Source organism: uncultured Chitinophaga sp. (assembly GCF_937874145.1).
Taxonomy (GTDB): domain Bacteria; phylum Bacteroidota; class Bacteroidia; order Chitinophagales; family Chitinophagaceae; genus Chitinophaga.
In genome coordinates this window covers 1-19,381 of the sequence record NZ_CALNBI010000315.1, presented here as the reverse complement: position 1 = coordinate 19,381, position 19,381 = coordinate 1, and the positions used below count along the sequence as shown (strand labels likewise).

Annotated in this window: 19 protein-coding genes and 1 riboswitch; of the genes, 8 read left to right on the top strand and 11 right to left on the bottom strand. The window is 57.1% G+C overall.

All coding sequences use genetic code 11. From position 1 onward, the window contains the following. On the top strand, positions 1–206 hold a 206-nt coding region (locus tag Q0510_RS15340; protein ID WP_298713585.1), incomplete at its 5' end, for a hypothetical protein. A 275-nt stretch (positions 207–481) separates the two neighbouring features. Beyond that, positions 482–5,782 carry a CHAT domain-containing protein gene (locus Q0510_RS15335; protein ID WP_298713582.1) on the top strand — a complete coding sequence of 1,767 codons (5,301 nt, stop codon included), beginning with the start codon at positions 482–484 and terminating at the stop codon, positions 5,780–5,782. Between the two features lies 1 nt (position 5,783). Here the strand turns inward: Q0510_RS15335 and Q0510_RS15330 are convergent, their stop codons facing one another. The 5 genes from Q0510_RS15330 to Q0510_RS15310 form a co-directional block, all read right to left on the bottom strand. Next, positions 5,784–6,194: a DUF6157 family protein gene (locus Q0510_RS15330; protein ID WP_298713579.1), complete on the bottom strand. Its 411-nt coding sequence runs from the start codon at positions 6,192–6,194 to the stop codon at positions 5,784–5,786. Positions 6,195–6,211: 17 nt separating this feature from the next. Further along, positions 6,212–7,504 carry a voltage-gated chloride channel family protein gene (locus Q0510_RS15325; protein ID WP_298713576.1) on the bottom strand — a complete coding sequence of 431 codons (1,293 nt, stop codon included), beginning with the start codon at positions 7,502–7,504 and terminating at the stop codon, positions 6,212–6,214. Between the two features lie 36 nt (positions 7,505–7,540). Beyond that, a riboswitch (Fluoride riboswitch) is annotated at positions 7,541–7,608 on the bottom strand. Positions 7,609–7,696: 88 nt separating this feature from the next. Next, positions 7,697–8,740: an LLM class flavin-dependent oxidoreductase gene (locus Q0510_RS15320; RefSeq protein WP_298713573.1), complete on the bottom strand. Its 1,044-nt coding sequence runs from the start codon at positions 8,738–8,740 to the stop codon at positions 7,697–7,699. Positions 8,741–9,056: 316 nt separating this feature from the next. Next, a complete protein-coding gene (locus tag Q0510_RS15315) occupies positions 9,057–9,491 on the bottom strand; it encodes a VOC family protein (protein WP_298713570.1) in 435 nt (144 codons plus the stop codon). Positions 9,492–9,502: 11 nt separating this feature from the next. Further along, positions 9,503–9,745 carry a hypothetical protein gene (locus tag Q0510_RS15310; protein WP_298713568.1) on the bottom strand — a complete coding sequence of 81 codons (243 nt, stop codon included), beginning with the start codon at positions 9,743–9,745 and terminating at the stop codon, positions 9,503–9,505. 110 nt (positions 9,746–9,855) lie between these two features. Between Q0510_RS15310 and Q0510_RS15305 the strand changes: the two genes are divergently transcribed. Continuing rightward, positions 9,856–10,848, top strand: a complete 993-nt coding sequence (locus Q0510_RS15305) for a helix-turn-helix domain-containing protein (protein WP_298713566.1) — start codon at positions 9,856–9,858, stop codon at positions 10,846–10,848. Between the two features lie 71 nt (positions 10,849–10,919). Here Q0510_RS15305 and Q0510_RS15300 read toward each other — a convergent pair whose 3' ends face one another. From Q0510_RS15300 to Q0510_RS15280, 5 genes are all read right to left on the bottom strand, one after another. Further along, complete coding sequence (locus Q0510_RS15300; protein ID WP_298713561.1) at positions 10,920–11,966, bottom strand: MlaD family protein; 1,047 nt, start codon at positions 11,964–11,966, stop codon at positions 10,920–10,922. 3 nt (positions 11,967–11,969) lie between these two features. Next, positions 11,970–12,746, bottom strand: a complete 777-nt coding sequence (locus tag Q0510_RS15295; RefSeq protein WP_298713558.1) for an ATP-binding cassette domain-containing protein — start codon at positions 12,744–12,746, stop codon at positions 11,970–11,972. Between the two features lie 9 nt (positions 12,747–12,755). Then, positions 12,756–13,547 carry an ABC transporter permease gene (locus Q0510_RS15290; protein ID WP_298713556.1) on the bottom strand — a complete coding sequence of 264 codons (792 nt, stop codon included), beginning with the start codon at positions 13,545–13,547 and terminating at the stop codon, positions 12,756–12,758. Between the two features lie 86 nt (positions 13,548–13,633). After that, positions 13,634–14,641, bottom strand: a complete 1,008-nt coding sequence (locus Q0510_RS15285) for a Gfo/Idh/MocA family oxidoreductase (RefSeq protein ID WP_298713553.1) — start codon at positions 14,639–14,641, stop codon at positions 13,634–13,636. Positions 14,642–14,900: 259 nt separating this feature from the next. Beyond that, the gene (locus Q0510_RS15280) at positions 14,901–15,416 is read right to left on the bottom strand and encodes a DinB family protein (RefSeq protein WP_298713550.1); all 516 of its coding nucleotides are present in this window, start codon (positions 15,414–15,416) and stop codon (positions 14,901–14,903) included. Positions 15,417–15,570: 154 nt separating this feature from the next. On the opposite strand from Q0510_RS15280, the gene Q0510_RS15275 reads away from it, so the two are divergent. Then, entirely contained in the window at positions 15,571–16,101 is a 531-nt protein-coding gene (locus Q0510_RS15275; RefSeq protein WP_298713547.1) for a DinB family protein, read from the top strand. Between the two features lie 271 nt (positions 16,102–16,372). Continuing rightward, positions 16,373–17,347 (top strand): helix-turn-helix domain-containing protein, encoded by a 975-nt coding sequence (locus Q0510_RS15270; protein WP_298713544.1) that lies wholly within the window; start codon positions 16,373–16,375, stop codon positions 17,345–17,347. On the opposite strand, the gene Q0510_RS15265 is transcribed toward Q0510_RS15270, so the two are convergent. Then, positions 17,348–18,022, bottom strand: a complete 675-nt coding sequence (locus Q0510_RS15265) for an HD domain-containing protein (protein ID WP_298713541.1) — start codon at positions 18,020–18,022, stop codon at positions 17,348–17,350. 104 nt (positions 18,023–18,126) lie between these two features. On the opposite strand from Q0510_RS15265, the gene Q0510_RS15260 reads away from it, so the two are divergent. The 3 genes from Q0510_RS15260 to Q0510_RS15250 all read left to right on the top strand — a co-directional run. Then, positions 18,127–18,501, top strand: a complete 375-nt coding sequence (locus Q0510_RS15260) for a hypothetical protein (RefSeq protein WP_298713538.1) — start codon at positions 18,127–18,129, stop codon at positions 18,499–18,501. Positions 18,502–18,572: 71 nt separating this feature from the next. After that, complete coding sequence (locus Q0510_RS15255) at positions 18,573–18,908, top strand: heavy-metal-associated domain-containing protein (protein ID WP_298713535.1); 336 nt, start codon at positions 18,573–18,575, stop codon at positions 18,906–18,908. Positions 18,909–18,924: 16 nt separating this feature from the next. After that, on the top strand, positions 18,925–19,381 hold a 457-nt coding region (locus Q0510_RS15250; protein ID WP_298713531.1), incomplete at its 3' end, for an efflux RND transporter permease subunit.

Sequence of the window (19,381 nt, the reverse complement as noted above, 5' to 3'; positions counted from 1 at the left end):
CGTTATACAAAATCGAGTCCCTGCAGGAGGAGCACTGGTACGCGATATATTCCACGGAAGACGAACCGCCTGAAGAAGCCGGATATCAAATCAGCGAAGAAGAAATGGACCAGGAAGGGATCGCGGAAGAAAGCCGCAAGACCTACGGCCATCGCGAAGCCTCCCTTTGCAAGCTGTTCGACCACGAATGGGGCGAAACTTTCTAGCCTTTTTTGCAGCGCTGGCGGGCCTTTTTTGCGCAAAAAGAAAGTTTTATTAAATTTAGGGGGAGATTGAAGTATTGAAATACCTCCTGTTGACATGTCCCTTATCCTGAAACGCCGCAGCTGTAGCAGCTGCGCATACCTGTTGAGAAAAAGCGATAATCAAAAGCACAATACGACCCCACGGCAGCCAGCATTTGTCTGCCGGCAATTGTACATCAGTCATAACCAATAATTACCCCAAAAACGCGTCCCGTTTACCTAAAACGTACATCAGCATGCCTATTCATGAATTGCATATTTACGGCACCCCTATTGCGGCGGATACTATCGTCGCGGATCCTTCAAACGAAGTGCCCGGCCTGGAGCGCCAGGTTGCCTATCAGCTCGGCAGCGCGGAGCGCGGATCGCAGGAAACGCATATCCTTGCCCTGGAAGACCATCACGTATTATCCCTGACGCTCGACGATGGAACGGTCTGGTTTTGCGACCCGCAGTCGCTCGATTCCCTGTTCCCGGATATGCCGGCGCAGGAACGGAACGGCAATATCGCTTACCGCCTTCCCGCCACGCTCCCTTCCGACCTGCCGGAACGCGGCGCCCTGCCCGATTTGGGGCTCCAACTGCTGGAAGTTTTCATCAGGAAAGAAGCCGCACCCGAAATCCGCGACCTGGCGGCCAGCCTGGAAGACAAACAAACCAACGAACAGTACGGTTTGCTATCCGTCAACGATGATTTCACTTTGCAGGACGGCAGCTTTATGCAGGGCGATGCCACGCCTTACCTGTTGTTCCTGCACGGCACGGCATCCAGTTTCGCGGGCGCTTTCGGCGCGCTGCGCAATACCGAAATCTGGCAAAGCTTACGCAAGATGTACGGGAACCGGATACTGGCCTTCCAGCACCGGACGCTCACGCAGTCGCCTTTACAAAACGCCGAAATACTGGCGGCGCAATTGCCCCAGGGCGCGGTGCTGCACCTGGTGACGCACTCGCGGGGCGGATTGGTGGGTGATATTCTCGCCCGGTATGCGGAAGAAAGCATGCGGACGGGGTTCGAAGCACTGGAAATAAACTATCTCCAAAAATACGACCGCACCGGCGACCTCGCGGCCATACAGGCGCTGGACGGCTTACTGCGCGACAAAAAAATCAGCGTGGCCAAAACCGTTCGGGTGGCTTGTCCTGCCAGCGGCACGCTGCTGGCCTCGCGCCGGCTGGATCATTTTTTCAACGTGGTGATGAACCTCCTCGGCCTGGCCACTGGCTTCCATCCGGCTACTGTAGCTTTCAAGGCTTTGCTGGCCGCACTGGTGGCGGCAAAGGGCGATCCGGATTGCCTGCCGGGACTGGAGGCGCAGCAGCCGGCCTCGCCGTTTATCCGGGCGTTGAATAATCCGGGGCCTGAAAAAACGATTGATTCGCCGTTGTACGTGATTTCGGGGATCAGCCGTGTGAGCATGAGCTGGCGCGGGCTGGCGGCCATCCTGGGCAAACTGTACTTCCGGACCGGCAACGATCTGGTGGTGGATACAGCGTCGATGCACAATGGCGCCCGCAGGGCGGCGAACCGGGTGCAGTATTTCCTCGACCAGAGCGGCAATGCGAACCACTTCTATTACTTCTCCAACAGCGGTTCAGCTTCGGCCATGCTGCTGGCCTTGCAATACGACGGCAGCGGAGTAGTAGCGGGCTTCAATACAGGTTCACAGATGGAAGGCGATGCCCTGCGCACAGGGATCGCCACGGGCGGCAAGCTCATCCGCGACCAGGTTACCGGCAACAAACCCGTGGCATTGCTCATCCCCGGCTTGCTGGGAAGCTGGCTGCGCGAAGGGCACGAAACGCTCTGGCCGGATTACGACATACTGCTGAAAGGCGGCCTCACGCGGCTTTCCATGCAGAACACCAATATTACAGCCGAAGCCATCCCTTCCTCCGCATATACCGAGCTGGCCGATGCGCTGGCCGACACGCACGACGTGCTCACGTTCCCTTACGACTGGCGGCGCTCGCCCGTGGATACGGGTAAATTGCTGGCGGAGAAGATCCATCCCCTCCTGCAAAAGCGCCTCCAGGTGCAGATCGTGGCCCACGGTACGGGGGGCTTGCTCGTGCGCGAGCTCATGTACCGCCATCCCGAAATCTGGAAAGCCCTGCGTGCCCAGGGCAATTGCAGCGCGCTCCTGCTGGGAAGCCCGTTAGGCGGCACGTACCGCATTCCACAATTGCTGTTCGGGGAAGACGCCGTCATGCGCCAGCTCGCCGGCCTCGACCTCTACCACTCCACCGCCGGTCTCACCAAAGTATTCGCGGGGCTCCCGGGGCTCCTGTGCCTGTTGCCCACCGCCACCAACATCGATGATTTCGCTGATACAGAAACCTGGAAAAAACTGCGCAATGCCCTGCAAAAGCCCGCCTGGCCAATACCTTCGGACGACGATCTCCGTTACTTCGCGCAATACCGCCAGGAAGTAAGCGAAGGCATGCGGCACACCGATTACGCGGGCGTGGCGTATATCGCCGGCCAGGCGCCCCCGGGCCATCTCACGCCGGACGGATACCGCTATCTGCCCGGCGGCCGTATCCAGTTCACCGGCGCTCCCGGCGGCGACGGCAGCTCCACCTGGGAAAGCGCCATCCCCGACGGATTGAAGCGCCTGCAACAACTATACTACACCAGCGTCCCTTACGGCGCGTTGCCCTGCGATAAGCGGATATTCACCGCCATTAAAGAAATCCTCCGCAACGGGTCCACCACCCTGCTGCGCAACGATCCGCCGGAAATACGGGGCATCGGCGGCGCGGGTTCAAAGCCGCAAAAAGCGGCCGTGGCGTTCGGCCTTTCCCCCGAAAACCTGGAACGTTCCATGCTGGGCCTGCCGCAGGACTCGGTATACCGCGAAGGCGCCGTTCCCATCACCATTTCCCTCAGCAACGGCGATTGCAAATTCGCGGCGCACCCGGTGCTGGTGGGGCACTTCCTGAACGACGGGCTTTTTTCCGCCGAGAAAGCCATCAACCGTTTCCTGCATGGCGAACTCGCACGGCGGCACGGATTGGGACTGTATCCCGGCGACCCCGGCACCAGCGAATTATTCATCGTCGAAAAGCCGGCTCCGTTCAAAGGCGCCATCATCGCGGGGCTGGGACGGCAGGGAGAACTCACGCCCTGGCTGCTGGCGCAAACCGTGGAAAAGGCTGTACTGAAATATTTGTCGGTGTTTAATAGTCCGATAGTCGTACCGGCTTCGGTGGCCACGCAAAAACGCACCGTCGGCATCAGCACGCTGGCCATCGGTTGCGGGTATGGCGGTTTGAGTATCGAGAGCTCGGTGCGCGCGGTGATCACCGGTGTGCAGCACGCCAACGACAAAATCCGCGACAATTACGACAATGCAATAACGGTAGGCGAGATAGAATTCATCGAGCTTTTCCGCGACAGGGCCATGGGCTGCTTCATGGCCATCAATCATATCGACGAAGAAGAAAAGAAACAGCTGCACATCCTCTGGAAGAACCGCACCATCGTAAAGCGCCCCGGCAGCAGGGAGCGCATGCTGATCGACAATAACAGCGACTGGTGGACGCGCATCCAGGTGCGGCATATCGAAGACAGGGATAAAACCGACGGCGCGGGGGAATTGCGCTTCACCATGTCCACCGACGCCGCGCGGGAAGAAGAGCGCATTTTGCATGTTTCGCGCAGCGGCATGCAATCGCTGTTAAACGCCATGAGCGGGCAAAACCGCTGGAACCCCCAGCTTGCCAAATCCATGTTCGAAATGCTGATCCCGAAAGACTTCAAAGACCAGATCAAACGGCAGAGCAACATCAACTGGATCGTGGACACCCAAACGGCCGAATATCCCTGGGAACTGCTGCAGGACGCCCTGACCGACACGCAGCCGCTCAGCGTGAACGCAGGCATGGTGCGCCAGCTGGCCACGAAGGACTACCGCATCCGCATCAACCCCGTTGTATCGCGCACCGCGCTTATCGTAGCCGATCCCGATCTCAACGGCGCTTACGGGCAACTGCCGGGCGCCCGGCACGAAGGCGCCAAAGTGCAACAGCTCCTCGATGCCCAGGATTACAACACCTGGCCGTTGCTCAACGCATCCGATGCAGACATCCTTTCCACGCTATTCGCCCGCGATTACAAGATCATCCACCTGGCAGGGCATGGCGTCTTCGATCCGGAAAACTATCTCAAAAGCGGCATGCTTATCGGTCCCGAAACCTGCCTCAACACCACGCACCTCGACCAGCTGCCCACCGTTCCCGAATTCGTGTTCGTCAACTGCTGCTTCCTCGGTGAAATGAACAGCGCCGCCGAAGCGCGCTATCAGCAGCGATATCAGCTGGCAGCCAATTTTGGCACGCAACTGATCAACAACGGCGTACGTGCCGTGATCGTGGCCGGCTGGGCGGTAGACGATGCCGCGGCGCTCGATTTCACCGGGCGTTTTTATAAGGAAATGTTCCAGGGGAAGAATTTCGGCGATGCGGTGAAAGCCGCGCGCAAGCACATTTTCGACCTGCACGGCCACCGCACAAATACCTGGGGCGCCTACCAGTGCTACGGCGATCCGTTTTACGTGATGGAGCCCAACAGCCATTCCGGCAAACCGGACGAACCGCTGCTGCTGGCCGATGATGCGGAGATCATGTTGTCCAACATCCTCAGCACCCTCGATCTGGGTGATGGCGATGCGGAGAATATACTCCGGCAGGTGGAAGATATCTGCCGGCGGGTAGATGAAAACAAGATCCGCACGCCCGCCATCACGGAACTGCAGGCGTTGCTGCTGGCGAGCCTCGGCCAATACAATAGCGCCATCCAACTATTCACCCAACTGCTGCAAACGGAAACGGCCAGCTATTCCGGCGCTACGATGGAACGTTACTGCGCCGTCCGTCTCGCTTCCCTCATGCAACAATTCCGGGACAATCCGGCGCAAGGCAGTACCATCCTGCAGGAAGTGGATCACATCATCGGCGACATCCTTTATCTCCGGAAGATGGGCGCCACCTCCGAAAGGCTGCACCTGCTCGGCAACGCCTACAAGCGCAAAGCCCTCCTCAGCAACGGCAAAGCGAAAAAAGCCGCATACCGCGCGTCGGTGGATTGCTACCGGGAAGCCGCAGGCGTCACCCAAAACGGGTCTAAAGCGTATAGCCTTGGCTGTTACTACCTGCTGCAAAATGCATTGTGGGTGGCGGGGTCGCATGGACCGTCGAAAGAGGCTGCTGTGGCGGAATTGCGACAGCTGCTGATGGAGCACCGCAAATCACCGCTGGATCAGCTCGGCGGGCAGGCATACCGGCAAATGTTGACGGAAGCACACATCCTGATGGGGCTGCACCTGCTGCAACCTTCCGCCACCAGTTACAAGGAAGCGGAATCGGCTTACCAGTCTGCCAGGCAACAGGCGGCGCATCCTGTCATGAAACAGGCTGATGCCGGATTGTTTGATTTTATTGACGATGTGTTGTCGATGGCTGGGAAAACCCGGCACAACCGTGCTACCCAAACCCGGCAACAGCTGGACCCGTTGCGCAAACTGTTCCCGTAAATCAGGCTCTTTTGGAACGCATGGCTTTGGTATGCTGGAGCTGCGGGTCTTTGCTGAAACGCTCGTATTCCGGCGTTCCTTTGGCATAGATGGCGATCCGGCCCTCGGCGTCGTGATGGATCCCCCAGCCATAGCGTTTCCCCAGCGGAGACGCGCGCAGGCAGGCGCGGCCAATTTGAAAATATTCGGTCCGGCCATCTTTCCGCGCCTGGCCGGTAAGACCTTGCTTGTCGGCGTATTGGTTGTAGATGATATCGTCGGAAGTGTATTTGTAGGGATGCGCCATGATCATATCGAACTGGTACGACGCTATGGTTACTTTGCCGCCTTTGGCCTGGGGGATCTCCCCTTCCGCAGCCGGACAATCATCCGCCACTTCGATAAAGGCGTTGAAATAATTGGTGGTTTTCATGTTGTCATAGTTTGCGTTTACGGTTGATGCGGATCTTTTTTCACCCATCCGAATTTGGGAATGATGACCCTTTGGGCGGAATAGATGCCGGCGTGACCGCTAAAATAGTACGCCATCAGGCATGCCGCACCGAAATATATTACATTTTCCGCACCGAACAGTTCCACGCCCATCAGCGTACAGGCTACGGGCGTATTGGTGGCGCCGGCAAACACCGCGATGAAACCCAGGCCCGCCAGCAGGTCGACCGGCGCGCCGGTGAACAGTGCGATGGCGTTCCCCAGTGCGGCGCCGATGAAGAAAAGCGGCGTCACTTCTCCCCCTTTGAACCCCATGCCCAGGGTCACCACGGTAAATACCAGTTTCCATAACCAGCTGAACGGCTCCACGCCGCCTTCGCGGAATGCGTTGACGATGGATATCCCGTCGGCATGCGCAGCCGTAACGCCCAGCCCGAGGTAGTCTTCCGTTCCGGCTATGAACGTTAAGCCGATGATGAGGCATCCGCCCGCGAAAGGAGTGAGCCAGGGTGTTTTAACGAACAACTTGCCGGAGGCGTCTTTGACGCGGTGCATCGACCAGGAGAATAGCCGGCTGGCGCATCCGAATGCCACACCGGCCAGGAGCACCCATGCCAGGAGCTGCCAGTCGAACCCGCCGGAAAAACCGATGGCGTAGTGCGTATGTCCCGCCCCCCAGAAATGGCAAACCTGGTCGGACAGGAACGCCGCGATCCCGCAGGGAATGAGGGCTTTGAAGTCGCCCAGCCTGCCGATCGCCAGCACTTCGAGCGCAAACACGGTTCCCGCCACGGGCGTGCCGAATACGGCCCCGAAACCACCGGCGATACCCATCATGAGGATGATGCGCATGTCTGCTGCATCCAGTTTCATCCATCCGCCGATCCTGTATGCAATGCTACCCCCCATTTGGACGGCAGTGCCCTCCCGCCCTGCGGAGCCGCCGAACAGGTGCGTGATGATCGTGGTGAACAAAACGAGGGGCGTCATGCGGAGGGGAACCCCGCCGCCGGGTTCATGTATCTCGTCGATGATAAGGTTGTTGCCTGCGGCGGAATTCTTGCCGAAACGATGGTAGACCCACCAGATAAAAATCCCCGCGAACGGCAATCCAAACAACAGCCAGGGATGCGCCCAGCGGGTGACGGTCGCTCGTTCCAGCAACACCAGGAACAGCGCTACGGCAGAACCGATCAAAAATGAAACCGCCAGTGCGATGATGAGATAATACGCAAAGGAAAACCGGGACCTGAAAGCGTCGATGGGATCGGAAGATGGCTGTTTGTTCATACCTACAAATAGTTTTAACCGCGGCCGAAGCCGTTAGTATTTGCAGGCGCCATCAGCTGCGAAGCAGCGGTTTGGGTCAGGAAGACACCATTTCCTGTTTGATGCTTGCAAGGTAGGAAATATTCACTGGCCTGTCAAGCCCCTGCGCCGCAGGGCATCAACAGGCCAGTGGAAAAGCCGTAAGCTGAAGGATCAGGAAGATGTTTTACCGAGGGCGGCACGTACCGCCGGGGCCACGCGGGTGCCGAACAGCTCGATGCAGCGCAGCACTTTCTCGGGCTCGATGTAACCTTTCACCAGTTGTCCCAGGAACCGGGTGTGGCCGAAAAGTTGGTGCTGTTGGAGGATTTTTTCCGTCACTTCCTCTACACTGCCCACGAACAGTGGCCCGTCGGGCAGGCGGAGGTATTCGAACTGTTCCCGTGTGATGGGCTGCCAGCCACGGTCGCGGCCCACGCGGTTCATGAGTATTTCGTAAGAGGGCCAGAATTCATCCGCCGCCTGGTCGGAACTTTCCGCGATATAGAGCTGGCTGTTGATGCCGAATTGCAGTTTGGAGAGGTCCTGCCCCGCTTCCTCCGCCGCTTTCTTGTAGAGGTTCATGAAGGGCACGAACTGCGAAGGGCGCCCGCCGAGGATGGCCACGATGAGCGGCAGCCCCAGCTTGCCCGCCCGCACCGCCGAGGCTGGCGTTCCGCCGGCAGCGATCCAGATGGGCAACGCCGCCTGGTATGGACGGGGATACACGCCGCGGTTGGTGACCGGCGCACGGTATTTTCCTTTCCACGTCAGCATTTCGTTCTCGTTGATCTCCATCAGCATTTGGAGTTTTTCGATATACAGCTGATCGTAATCGCTCAGGCTGAAACCAAACAGGGGAAACGATTCCGTGAAGGACCCGCGCCCTGCCATGATCTCCGCGCGGCCTCCGGAAATGAGGTCGAGGGTGGCGAACTGCTGGAAGGTGCGCACGGGATCAGCGGAACTGAGTACGGTAACCGAGCTCGTTAGCCGGATATGCTCCGTTACGGACGCAATCCCCGCAAGCGCCACTTCCGGGGCGGAGATGATAAAGTCGGGGCGGTGATGCTCGCCGAGCGCGAACACATCGAGCCCTGTCTGGTCCGCCATACGCGCTTCCGCGATCAGTTCCTGCATGGCGAGGAAGGATGCGCGGGCGCCGCCGCTGACGCCTTCCGGCCTGATTTCTCCGAATGAGCTGATTCCTAATTCCATAGTTCCGGTTTGAAATGCAAAAATAGGTCAAACGGAAGCGCCGTCAGCCACAGGTGACCTGCAGGTAAGTTGTTTTACGGAAAAAAGCCTGCCCGTCCGGGGTAAACCGGCAGGCAGGCCCAAACAAGTTAATTCCTGCTGACATCCTACTGACATCCTCCGTCCATTCTCCGTCCGTGTTCGCTCGTGGAACGGGTTTGAGGGTGTTTGGACGGAGGATCGGCGGAGGATGGACGTAGGTTGGGCAAAAGTTCCCCTGAGTCTGGTTAAATGGCGGTACTATTTTGATAACTTGGGGAAATAATGCGTGATGAGATTATTGCTGCTTGTGTTCCATGCCCACCATCCACTGGATGCCGAATTTATCGGTGAGCATGCCGAACATGGGGCTCCAGAACGTGGGCCCCAGGGGCATCGCTACTTTCCCGCCGGCGGCGAGGCCGTCGAAAATCCGTTTGGTTTCCGCTTCGTCGGCGGTGGTCAGCGAAATATTGCTGGCCGTACCCTGTTCCACGCTCCCCCACGACGGCGGGCAATCGCTGCCCATGAGAATGTTGTTGCCGACGGGCAGGGCCACATGCATTACCAGGTCAGCGTCTTTCGGATCGAGCGGGTATTCTTCATTCGGCGGCGCGTCTTTCATCCGCATGATGCCCGGTTGCGTAAATTCGCCGCCCAGCACGGATTTATAGAATTCAAAAGCCTGCGCGCACTGCCCGTTGAAGTTCAGGTAAGGATTCATTTGTGCCATGAGTGTAGGATTTATGAGGTGATAGATTGCGTAACGATATCTTCCAGGACCGCCGCCGAATAGCCTTGCTTCCGCACCAGCGCGATCACCGCATCCGCATCCACGGTGCCGCTGTCGGTACAAACGCGCAGGATGCGGTCGCAGTCCTCCAGGTCGAAGTTGGCGCGGCATCCTTCCATGGCCTCCATGATGGCCGCGGCAAGGCGCCTGGCGGAGGCGGCCGAATCTACGTCTGTTTTAAATACTTCTACCATCGGCGGGGAATTGATAACGCAAAAATAGCAGGCGAAGTTCAGAAAGACGGGGTGTAAAAAAGGCAAAATACGGGGTGGATTGCGCCATTTTTTTCGCTTATTTTTGAAACATGAAGCATATCTCCATCCTCATCCCGAAAGGCGCAGTAGCGCTTGGTTGTATCGACGGTTCGTTCCGCGTGTTCTCCCAGGTCAATGAATTCCTCCGGCAAACGGATGAAGACCCGCTTTTCACCGTTCAGCTGGTGGGTATGACGGGCGACACCCAGGTCTACGACCGCCTGTTTTCCGTAAAGCCCGACGTCACCATCGCCGATGTCGCCAAAACCGACCTGATCATCATCCCCGCCGTCAACGGCGATATGGATGAAGTCGTCGAAGCCAACCGCGGGTTCCTTCCCTGGATACGGCAGCAGCATGCGCGCGGCGCGGAAGTGGCGAGCCTTTGCGTGGGGGCATTTATCCTTGCCGCCACCGGCCTCGTAGATGGGCGCAAATGCTCCACCCACTGGCTTTCCGAAGAACTTTTCCGCGATATGTTCCCAAATGTGGAACTCGTGCCCGACCGTATCATCACCGACGAACAGGGCACCTATTCTAGCGGCGGCGCCAATTCCTTCTACAACCTTCTCCTGCACATCGTAGAAAAATACACCAACCGCGACCTCGCCATCCTCTGCTCCAAGTATTTCGCCATCGAAATCGACCGGAGCAGCCAGAGCGCGTTTATCATGTTCAAAGGGCAAAAAGACCACCCGGACGATTCCGTGAAGGAAATCCAGTCGTATATCGAATCCAATTTCGCGGAGCGCATTACGGTGGACCAGCTCACCACGCATTTCGCCATCAGCCGCCGCAGCCTCGAAAGGCGCTTCAAAAAAGCCACCCGCAACACCGTCACCGAATACATACAGCGGGTGAAGATCGAAGCGGCCAAAAAAGGTTTCGAAACGAGCAGGAAGAACATTACGGAGGTGATGTTTGAAGTGGGATATACCGACAACAAGGCTTTCCGCACCCTGTTCAAACGCACGACGGGCCTGTCGCCCGTGGAATACCGCAAAAAATACAACCGCAACGTTCCCATGCCGGCGCGTTATTAATCGGACCGTGAACTGAAAATATAAACGGCTGCCCTGGGGCAGCCGTTCCTATATCAACTTACACAAATCTTTTACTGGGCGGCGCGAATGGAATCCCTCCGCTGTTTTTCCGCTTCTTTCTCCAGGCGTTCCTGCTCTTTGCGCTCCGCTTTGTCGCGGCGGCGGAAGAACCCGCGCAGCAGGAAATTATGCTGCAGCGCTTCCATGTTCTCGTCCAGCTTGTAAGTGCTGGATTGCAGGTTCCGGATCGTGGTCTTGAGGGATTCGGCCGTTTTCTCATCGTTCAGCAACAAACCCGCCGGCGTTTTGTCGCTTTGCAGGTTGTCGTTCACGCTGGCGCTGGCCGACTGCAGGTTATGCATCACGCTGTCGATCCCTTTCGACGCGGATTCGATCTGCCCCATCGAACTGCGCAGGCGCGCAAACACCACGGTATCGGAAACCAGGTCGCCGGCGAGTGTCCCTTTGCGCTGGAGCTTCGACGTGTATTCGGTCAGGTTTTCCGTGAGGCGGCGGGTATTCTGCGCCGTGTGCTGCAGGCTGGCGATCGTTCCCTTCAGGTCGTTATATACCGTATCGCTGGAGATCAGCCGCCCCAGCGATCCTTCGCCGTCGGCGATCTTCTTCGTGATCGTTTTCAGGTTGCCGGTGATTTCGACGAGGCTTTTATTATTCACCTGCAGTGTTTCCAGCAGCTCGTCGCTGCTGATGGCGGTAGCCACGGCAATCGTATCCCCGTCTTCCACCGCGGGCACGCCCGCCGTTCCGCCCGCAAGCGCGATGATCTTGTTGCCCACCAGGCCGTCGGAGCTGACTTTCGCGATCACGTCTTTATGTATGAACTCGCGGGAACGCTTGTCGATCTCCATCTTAACCAGGATCCGGTCGTGCCCCATGAAGCTGATGGATTTGATGGTGCCGACCTTCACGCCGGAATACCAGACGTTATCTCCTTTGTTCAGGCCGCCGATGTCGTGAAAAACGGCTACCACGCCGAGGCTCGACATGAATGTTTTCTTTTGTCCGCCCAGGATGAGGATTCCCGCAACGAAAATGAGCAATCCGATGAACACGAATATGCCTACGACTACGCCTCTTTTTGTGCTTTTATCGTCCATGGTTTACTGAGTGAAATTGTAATCATAAAACTCCCGGATCAGCTCGTCGCTGTTATCGGAAAATACCGTTTCGAAATCTCCTTTCCGGATGAACTTGCCTTCTTTCATGACCGCGATCTTGTCGCCCGTGGTGCGGGCGCAGGTGAGGTCATGGGTGATGATGATGGAACTCGTTTTGAATCTTTTCTGCACTTCGTTGATGAGATCGTTGATCTCCGTGCAGGTGATGGGATCGAGGCCGGCGGTGGGCTCGTCGTACAGCATGATTTCGGGCCGCAGGATGAGCGTCCGCGCGATGCCGATGCGTTTGCGCTGGCCGCCGGAAAGCTCGGCCGGCATCTGGTTGATGGTTTGCGACAGGCCCACGGCGTCGAGCACGATATCAATGAGGCGGCGGCGCTGGTCGGCCGTCATTTTCGGATCGTTGCGCTTGAGGGGGAAGGCGAGGTTTTCGCCGACGGTCATGCTGTCGTACAGCGCGCCGTTCTGGAAGCAGAACCCGATTTTCAGGCGCAGCTCGCGGAGCTCGGCGGTTCCCAGAGCGGGAACTTCCTGCCCCAAAACGTTGACCGTGCCCGCATCGGGTTTCAGCAAGCCGGCGATGATCTTGATAAGCACCGATTTACCCGTTCCCGAGCGCCCCAGCACCACGATGTTCTCTCCCTTGTGCAGGTCGAGGTCCACGCCGCGCAGTACGTGGTTGGAACCGAAGGACTTGAAAAGCCCGCGGATGCTGATGACGACGTCATCCCAATCTATTTCTGGCGTAAATGTTTTCATATTCAATTTTTACCGGATCGAATTGATGATCTGCACGATCACGATTTCTTCGATGAATATCAGGAACATGGAGATCACCACCGCCACGTTGGCCGCCTTACCCACGCCTGTGGTGCCTTGCGAGGCGTTGAAGCCCTGGTAGCAGCTCACGACGCCGATCGTAAATCCGAAACACACGGATTTGAAGAACGATGAAAACAGGTCGAGGAACGAGATATTGGCGAAGGCCTTGGCGAAGAAGGCGGTGATGCTGGTTTGTTCGTTGAGGTGGATGTCGAGATACGACCCCATCATGCCTACGAGCGCCGTGTACGACATGAGCAGCGGCAGGCAGACGGTACACGCCAGTATCCGCGTGACCACGAGGTATTTGAAAGGGTTGATGGCCGACACTTCCATGGCGTCGATCTGTTCCGTCACTTTCATGGAGGCCAGTTCGGCCCCGATGCTGGACCCTACCTTGCCGGCGCAGATGAGCGCGGTCACGAGGGGCGCGAGGGCGCGGATCACGGCGATGGAAATGAGGGAAGGCAACCACGATGTGGCGCCGAATTCCGCCAGCGAGGGGCGGCTTTGCTTGGTGAATACAAGACCGGTGATAAATCCGGTGAGGCTGATCAGCGCGAGCGACTTATACCCGACCATAAAACACTGCCGGATGAACTCCTGCACTTCGAACGGCGGGCGCAGCACTTCACGAAAAAAGCGGCTGATAAACCGGAAGATATCGTAGACGCTTAAAAAGAAAGCATCCACCTTGGTAGAAATGACTGGCTTTTCCGGTTGATCGTTGGGTTCCATGTGCTGCATTTTGTCCAATACTATTACAATTTCCGCAGAGGAATTGTTAACATTTCAAGAAGCCCGGGCAAATGTCGTGCCCAATGTCAGGGGCGGACGGATTTTCCGGTTTTCGCGGAGATTTTGGCCGCTTCCAGGATGCGTACCACCATCACGTTGTTTTCGAGGGAATAGAGGCTCCAGGGCGCCACGGTTTCCCTGCCCTGCACTACCGCCGCCAAATATACGAAGGGATCGGTGTAGACCTGCGCTTCTTTCGCCGTCACGCTGCGTTCCTGCGGGCGGCCGTTGGGGCCGCGGGTGATGAGCGTGGCGGCGTCCGGGGCGGAAAAGGAGGTTTTGTCGCCGTAGAGCTCCATGTCTTTCCGGTTGAAGGTCCAGTTCCACGAGGCCTGGATCACTGCGGAAACGGAAACGGGGGCCTTGTCGCGCATGAGGGCCGTCATGATATTGGCGCCGTAGCACCCGAAATCGTTGAGGGCGCCGGCGCCGTTAAGAACCGGATCGGTGAGCCAGGCGAGGAATTCGGGGCCGCAGCCGATCTCTTTCGGGCCCTGGTGGCCGTGGTTGAAGCGCGCCATGCGGATGGCGCCGGCCAGGTTGCTGTCGGCCGCAAGGCGGAGGGACGTATGCACGGAAGGATACCAGCTGGTTTCGTAATTGGTGAGCAGATGGATGCGGTGCTTCCGGGCGAGGGACTCCATCTTCCGCGCGTGGGCCAGGTTGGCGGCGAGCGGTTTTTCCACCATGACGTGGATGCCCCGGGGCGCTGCGGCCTCCGTTACCTCCAGGTGGGCGTATACGGAACCGAAGGCCAGCACGGCGTCGGGCTTCAGGGCGTCGAGCATGGCGGGGAGGCTGGTATGGAACAGGCTGGCGGGGAGCTTGTACTGGCGTTGCGCTTTGGCCGCGAGGGCCGTATCCGGTTCCCAGATACCGGCTACGATCACGTCGGTTTTGCCCGTACGGCCGAGGATCCAGCCGGAATGGCCGTGCGAGATGCCGGCTAACGCCACGCGCAACGGAGGCTCCTGGGCGCGGGGGGCCTGCATCATCAGAATAAATATCGCCGTAAATAGGAATCGGAGCTGCATGGTAGACGGGTTTATCAGGACCAATATCTAAAAAAAATGTAACATTCTTCCCTCCCGCCGAGTTTCAACCCAATACAGTGAACCGACCAACTAACATTCATTTACCGCCAAACCCTTATACGGTGCGGGTGGAAATTGAAGGATAGAATACCCGGGTACCGGACCTGATTGGAAATAAACCATAAATACTGCTTTCCGCATATTAAAAAAAAGAAGCCCCCGGCCGGGGGCTTCTCCAGTTACAGCATGGTTCAATGGCTTAGTAACGGTCCCAGAACGGAGGGGGCTCTATGCCGAGGGAACGGAGGTATACATACCCCTGCCCGCGGTGATGGTTTTCGTTGTCGAGGAAGTAAAACCAGGATCCGTACATGGGCTGCTCGCCATACCCGAATGCGTTTACCACTTCGTTCCAGCGCTCAACGGGAATCTGCGGCCAAACGCGGTCGATTTCCGCAGTAATATCATCCCAAAGTTGAAGAAGCTCCGCTTTGGTGGCGGGAGGCGTATAATCCTTGACGCGGCCGGAGATCGCGTCGGTGGTGGCGTCGTTCCAATTATCGGTCAGGAACCCGTTGAGCCCTTTGGCCGCGATCAGCGCCAGCTCCATGGCCTGCGTGGCAAAGGGGCGCATGCCGCCGATGCTGAATTCATATAATTCCTTTTCAGGGAATGCGTCGATCACGCGGCGGGTAAGCCCGCGGTGGCCCTGCCAATGGAAGCGGATCTGTTCGGGCGTCAGTACGGAGGCGGCAGCCTGGATAGTAGTGTTCATGATGGTGATTTTTTGTTTGTTGACACAAAGCAAATCATGGGGAGTGACAACCTTATGTCAGCAGGAAAAAATCTTTTTTTTCCCGATGCCTGCTGACACAGGGTTGTCATATCCCGGCGGGACCTTTGACTTAACAAACAAAAAAACCATTCTCATGCTATCCACTTTCACCACCGCCGCTCCCGCTCTTACCGTATCCGCCCTGCTGCAGGACTACGCTTCCTATAACCTTTGGGCCAATACCACGCTGGCCAACTGGCTGCGCACGAAGCCGGAAGATAATATGTATGTCACGGTACCGTCCAGCTTCAGCAGCATCCGCGCCACGCTGCTGCATATCTGGGCTACGGAAAATTACTGGCTGTCCATGATCTGCCAAAAAGAATACGTACCGATCGACGCCGAGCATTACGACGGCGATTTCGATTCCATTATCGAGGGCCTGCTGGAAACTTCGGAGCGCCTGGTGGCGTTTACGGATACGCTGGAAGATGATGCAGCTACGGGCGAGCTGTTCTATGATTCCCCCTGGGTGAAGGGCTTCCGGCCGCTGGTGCAGTACGGCCTGCATGTATTCAATCACAGCACTTACCACCGCGGGCAGATTGTGACCATCGGCCGGGGGATCGGGTATAAAGATGCGCCTATGACGGATTTCAACTTCTATAATTTCTTCGCGAAATAAGGCGTTTTGCGCCGGCGTAACGGGGTGTTCCTGCGGAAGGGGCGCCCCGTCGCTTTGTTACCCGGCGGAAGCGATTGTGCCGCTGTGACAAACAACAGGGGCATTTGAGACACACCAGACTTCGTACAATTATCAATCAATATTTTATTGCGCGTACAATGGCCGTCTACACAAACAAATCAGTGTTCCCGGGTCTTGTATGTGCCAAAATGAGGGGTGTTTTGTGCCAGGGTAAACCTTTACCTTTATCAGCGTTAATGCACAAAACACCATGAAAACTGTATCACTGGTCATTTACGAAGAAGCCATCCTCTCGGCCATCGCAGGCGTGCTGGATGTGTTTGAAGGCGCAAATGCGCTATCGGTTCAGGCTGGCAAGGAGCCGCCCTTCAAGGTGGAATTGGTGAGTGAAAAGGTGAAGCATATCCAGCTGAACGTACCTGCCTTATTTTTTTGCTACAAATCCATGGACGACGTGAAAGACACGGATCTGGTGATCGTGCCGGCGTTCCATGGCCGGCCCGACCAGGTGCTGGCGAAGAACGCGGGCATAGCGCCGTGGTTGAATGAGATGCGGAACATGGGGGCGGAAGTGGCGAGCCTTTGCCTGGGGAGCTACTTCCTGGCCGAAGCCGGGCTGCTGGACGGGAAGTCCTGCACCAGCCACTGGCAGGCGATCTCCGACATGCAACAGCGGTACCCGGCCGCAAAGGTGTTGTCTGACAAGGTGATTACGGATGAAGACGGGATTTATACGAGCGGGGGGGCATTTTCCAGCCTTAACCTGGTTTTGTACATGGTAGAGAAATTCTGTCATAAAGAAATGGGCGTCATCCTCAGCAAGATGTTCTCCATCGACATCGACCGCGTCAACCAGGCGCATTTCATGGTGTTCCAGGGGCAGCGGCGGCACGAAGACGATCAGATCCTCCGCGCCCAGCTCTTCATCGAAGAAAACTACCACCTGCCCATTTCGGTAGAGCAGATCGCGGAGCAGACCAGCATGAGCAAACGGAACTTCATCCGCCGTTTCAAAAACGCTACCAACAACACGCCGCTGGAATACCTGCAGCGCGTCAAGATAGAATCCGCCAAAAAAGCGCTCGAAAGCAATGCGCAGAATATCAGCACGCTGATGTACGACGTAGGGTATAATGACCTGAAGACCTTCCGTTCCGTGTTCAAGAAAGTAACGGGACTTACCCCGCAGGAATACCGCAAAAAATACTGCAGGACGGTGGTGTAGCTATTTCGCCTGTCCGTTCCACTCACTGTAGAATTGTTCCAGGTATTGCTCCATGAAGGCGTGCCGCGATGCCGCGAGGGCTTTGCCGGTGGAGGTATTCATCCGGTCTTTCAGCAACAGCAGTTTTTCGTAAAAGTGATTGATGGTAGGCGCGGCCGATGACTTGTATGCCTCCTTCGACATGTGCATGTCCGGCGCGATCGCGGGATCGTATAGCGGGCGGTTGCGGAACCCTCCATAATTGAAAGCCCTTGCGATGCCCACCGCGCCCAGTGCATCGAGCCTGTCGGCGTCCTGCACCACGGCCAGCTCGGCCGACCAGTAGGCGCGCGCTTCGTTTCCGCCCTTAAAGGAAATGTGCCGGATGATCTGCGTCACCGCTTCGATCACATCTTCTCCTGCACCCTGTGACTGCAGAAATGCCGCCGCCTTCGCCGGCCCCAGTTCCTCGTCGCCGCCATGAAACTTCGAATCGGCGATATCATGCAGCAATGCGCCGAGCTCCACCACCAAAGGGTTCACTTCTTCTTGCAATGCAATCTGCATTGCCTGTTGCCACACGCGGTAGATATGCCACCAGTCGTGCCCGCCTTCGGCGCCTTCCAGTTCTTTTTTAACGTATGCTTCCGTGGCATCGATGATGGCCTGGTGCCTGGGCTGCGGATTTGTAGTCATGCGAATGGTAAAATTATCCTGCAAGATAGTTTTTCAGCAGAATATAAAAACTTTGCAAAATTATGTAACACTTCTGCCGGGGCGGCCCCATACATTTGTGTTGCATGAAGAAACTCCTCACGATCTTTCTGGCCCTGCTCTATGTGAGCTCTTCCACCGGCGCCACTTTCCATATGCATTATTGCATGGAAAAGCTGGTGGACGTGAGCCTGTGGCACGATGAGGAATCCCACGCCTGCGGCGAATCCTGCAGTATGAAAGGCTGCAAGGACGTTCACCGCACCGTCAAACTCGAAAAAGACCAGGAACTTACCGCCAAAACCCTTTTGGCCATGCAGGCCGTTGCGCAGGCCGCCGATTTCCCGGTAGCTACGCTGCCTTTATACGAAATCGCCGCTCCCGCACCGCCTGCAGACCCCGCACCACCTCCCCCGCCGCCGGTGCCGGCCCATATTCTCCACTGTCATTTCAGGATCTGATAACGGTTTCCCCAACACCGTTTCGCATCAGAAATCAACCTGTTCCATTTACCACCATTCAACTTTTTATCATGAAAAAGATCCTCTCTTTCATCGCCCTTCCCATGTCCGTATTCTTCGCGGGCAAAGCTTCCGCGCAATCCCTGAAAACCGACTCGTTCACCGTTTCCGGCAACTGCAACATGTGTAAAAAACGCATCGAAAAAGCCGCCCTCGTACCCGGCGTATCCACCGCCGTGTGGGATGTAAAGTCCAAAACGATGACGGTGAAACTCAATACCGACAGCGTAAAAACGGAAGATATCCGGAAGAAGATCGCGCAATCGGGCCACGATTCCGGTCCGTTCAAGGCCGCCGATTCCGTTTACAAGCAACTGCCTGGCTGCTGCCGGTACGAGCGTCACTAAAACCTAACGCAGACATATGATACACAGGATCATTGAATGGTCGGTCCGCAACCGCGTCACCGTATTGGTGCTGGCTGCCCTGCTGTTCGGCTGGGGATGGTACGCCGTGAAAACGAACCCGGTAGACGCCATCCCCGACCTTTCCGAAAACCAGGTGATCGTTTTCACCGAATGGATGGGCCGCGGCCCGCAGCTGGTGGAAGACCAGATCACCTATCCCCTCGTGACCAACCTCCAGGGCCTCCCGCAGATCAAATACGTGCGCGGCTCCTCCATGTTCGGCATGAGCTTCATTTACGTCATTTTCGAAGACGACACCGATATCTACTGGGCCCGCGAGCGCGTGCTCGAAAGGCTCGGCACCGCCACCCGCACCCTGCCGGACGGCGTAAGCCCCCAACTGGGCCCCGACGGCACCGGCGTGGGCCACATCCTCTGGTATACGCTCGAAGCACCGGGGATGGACCTCGGCG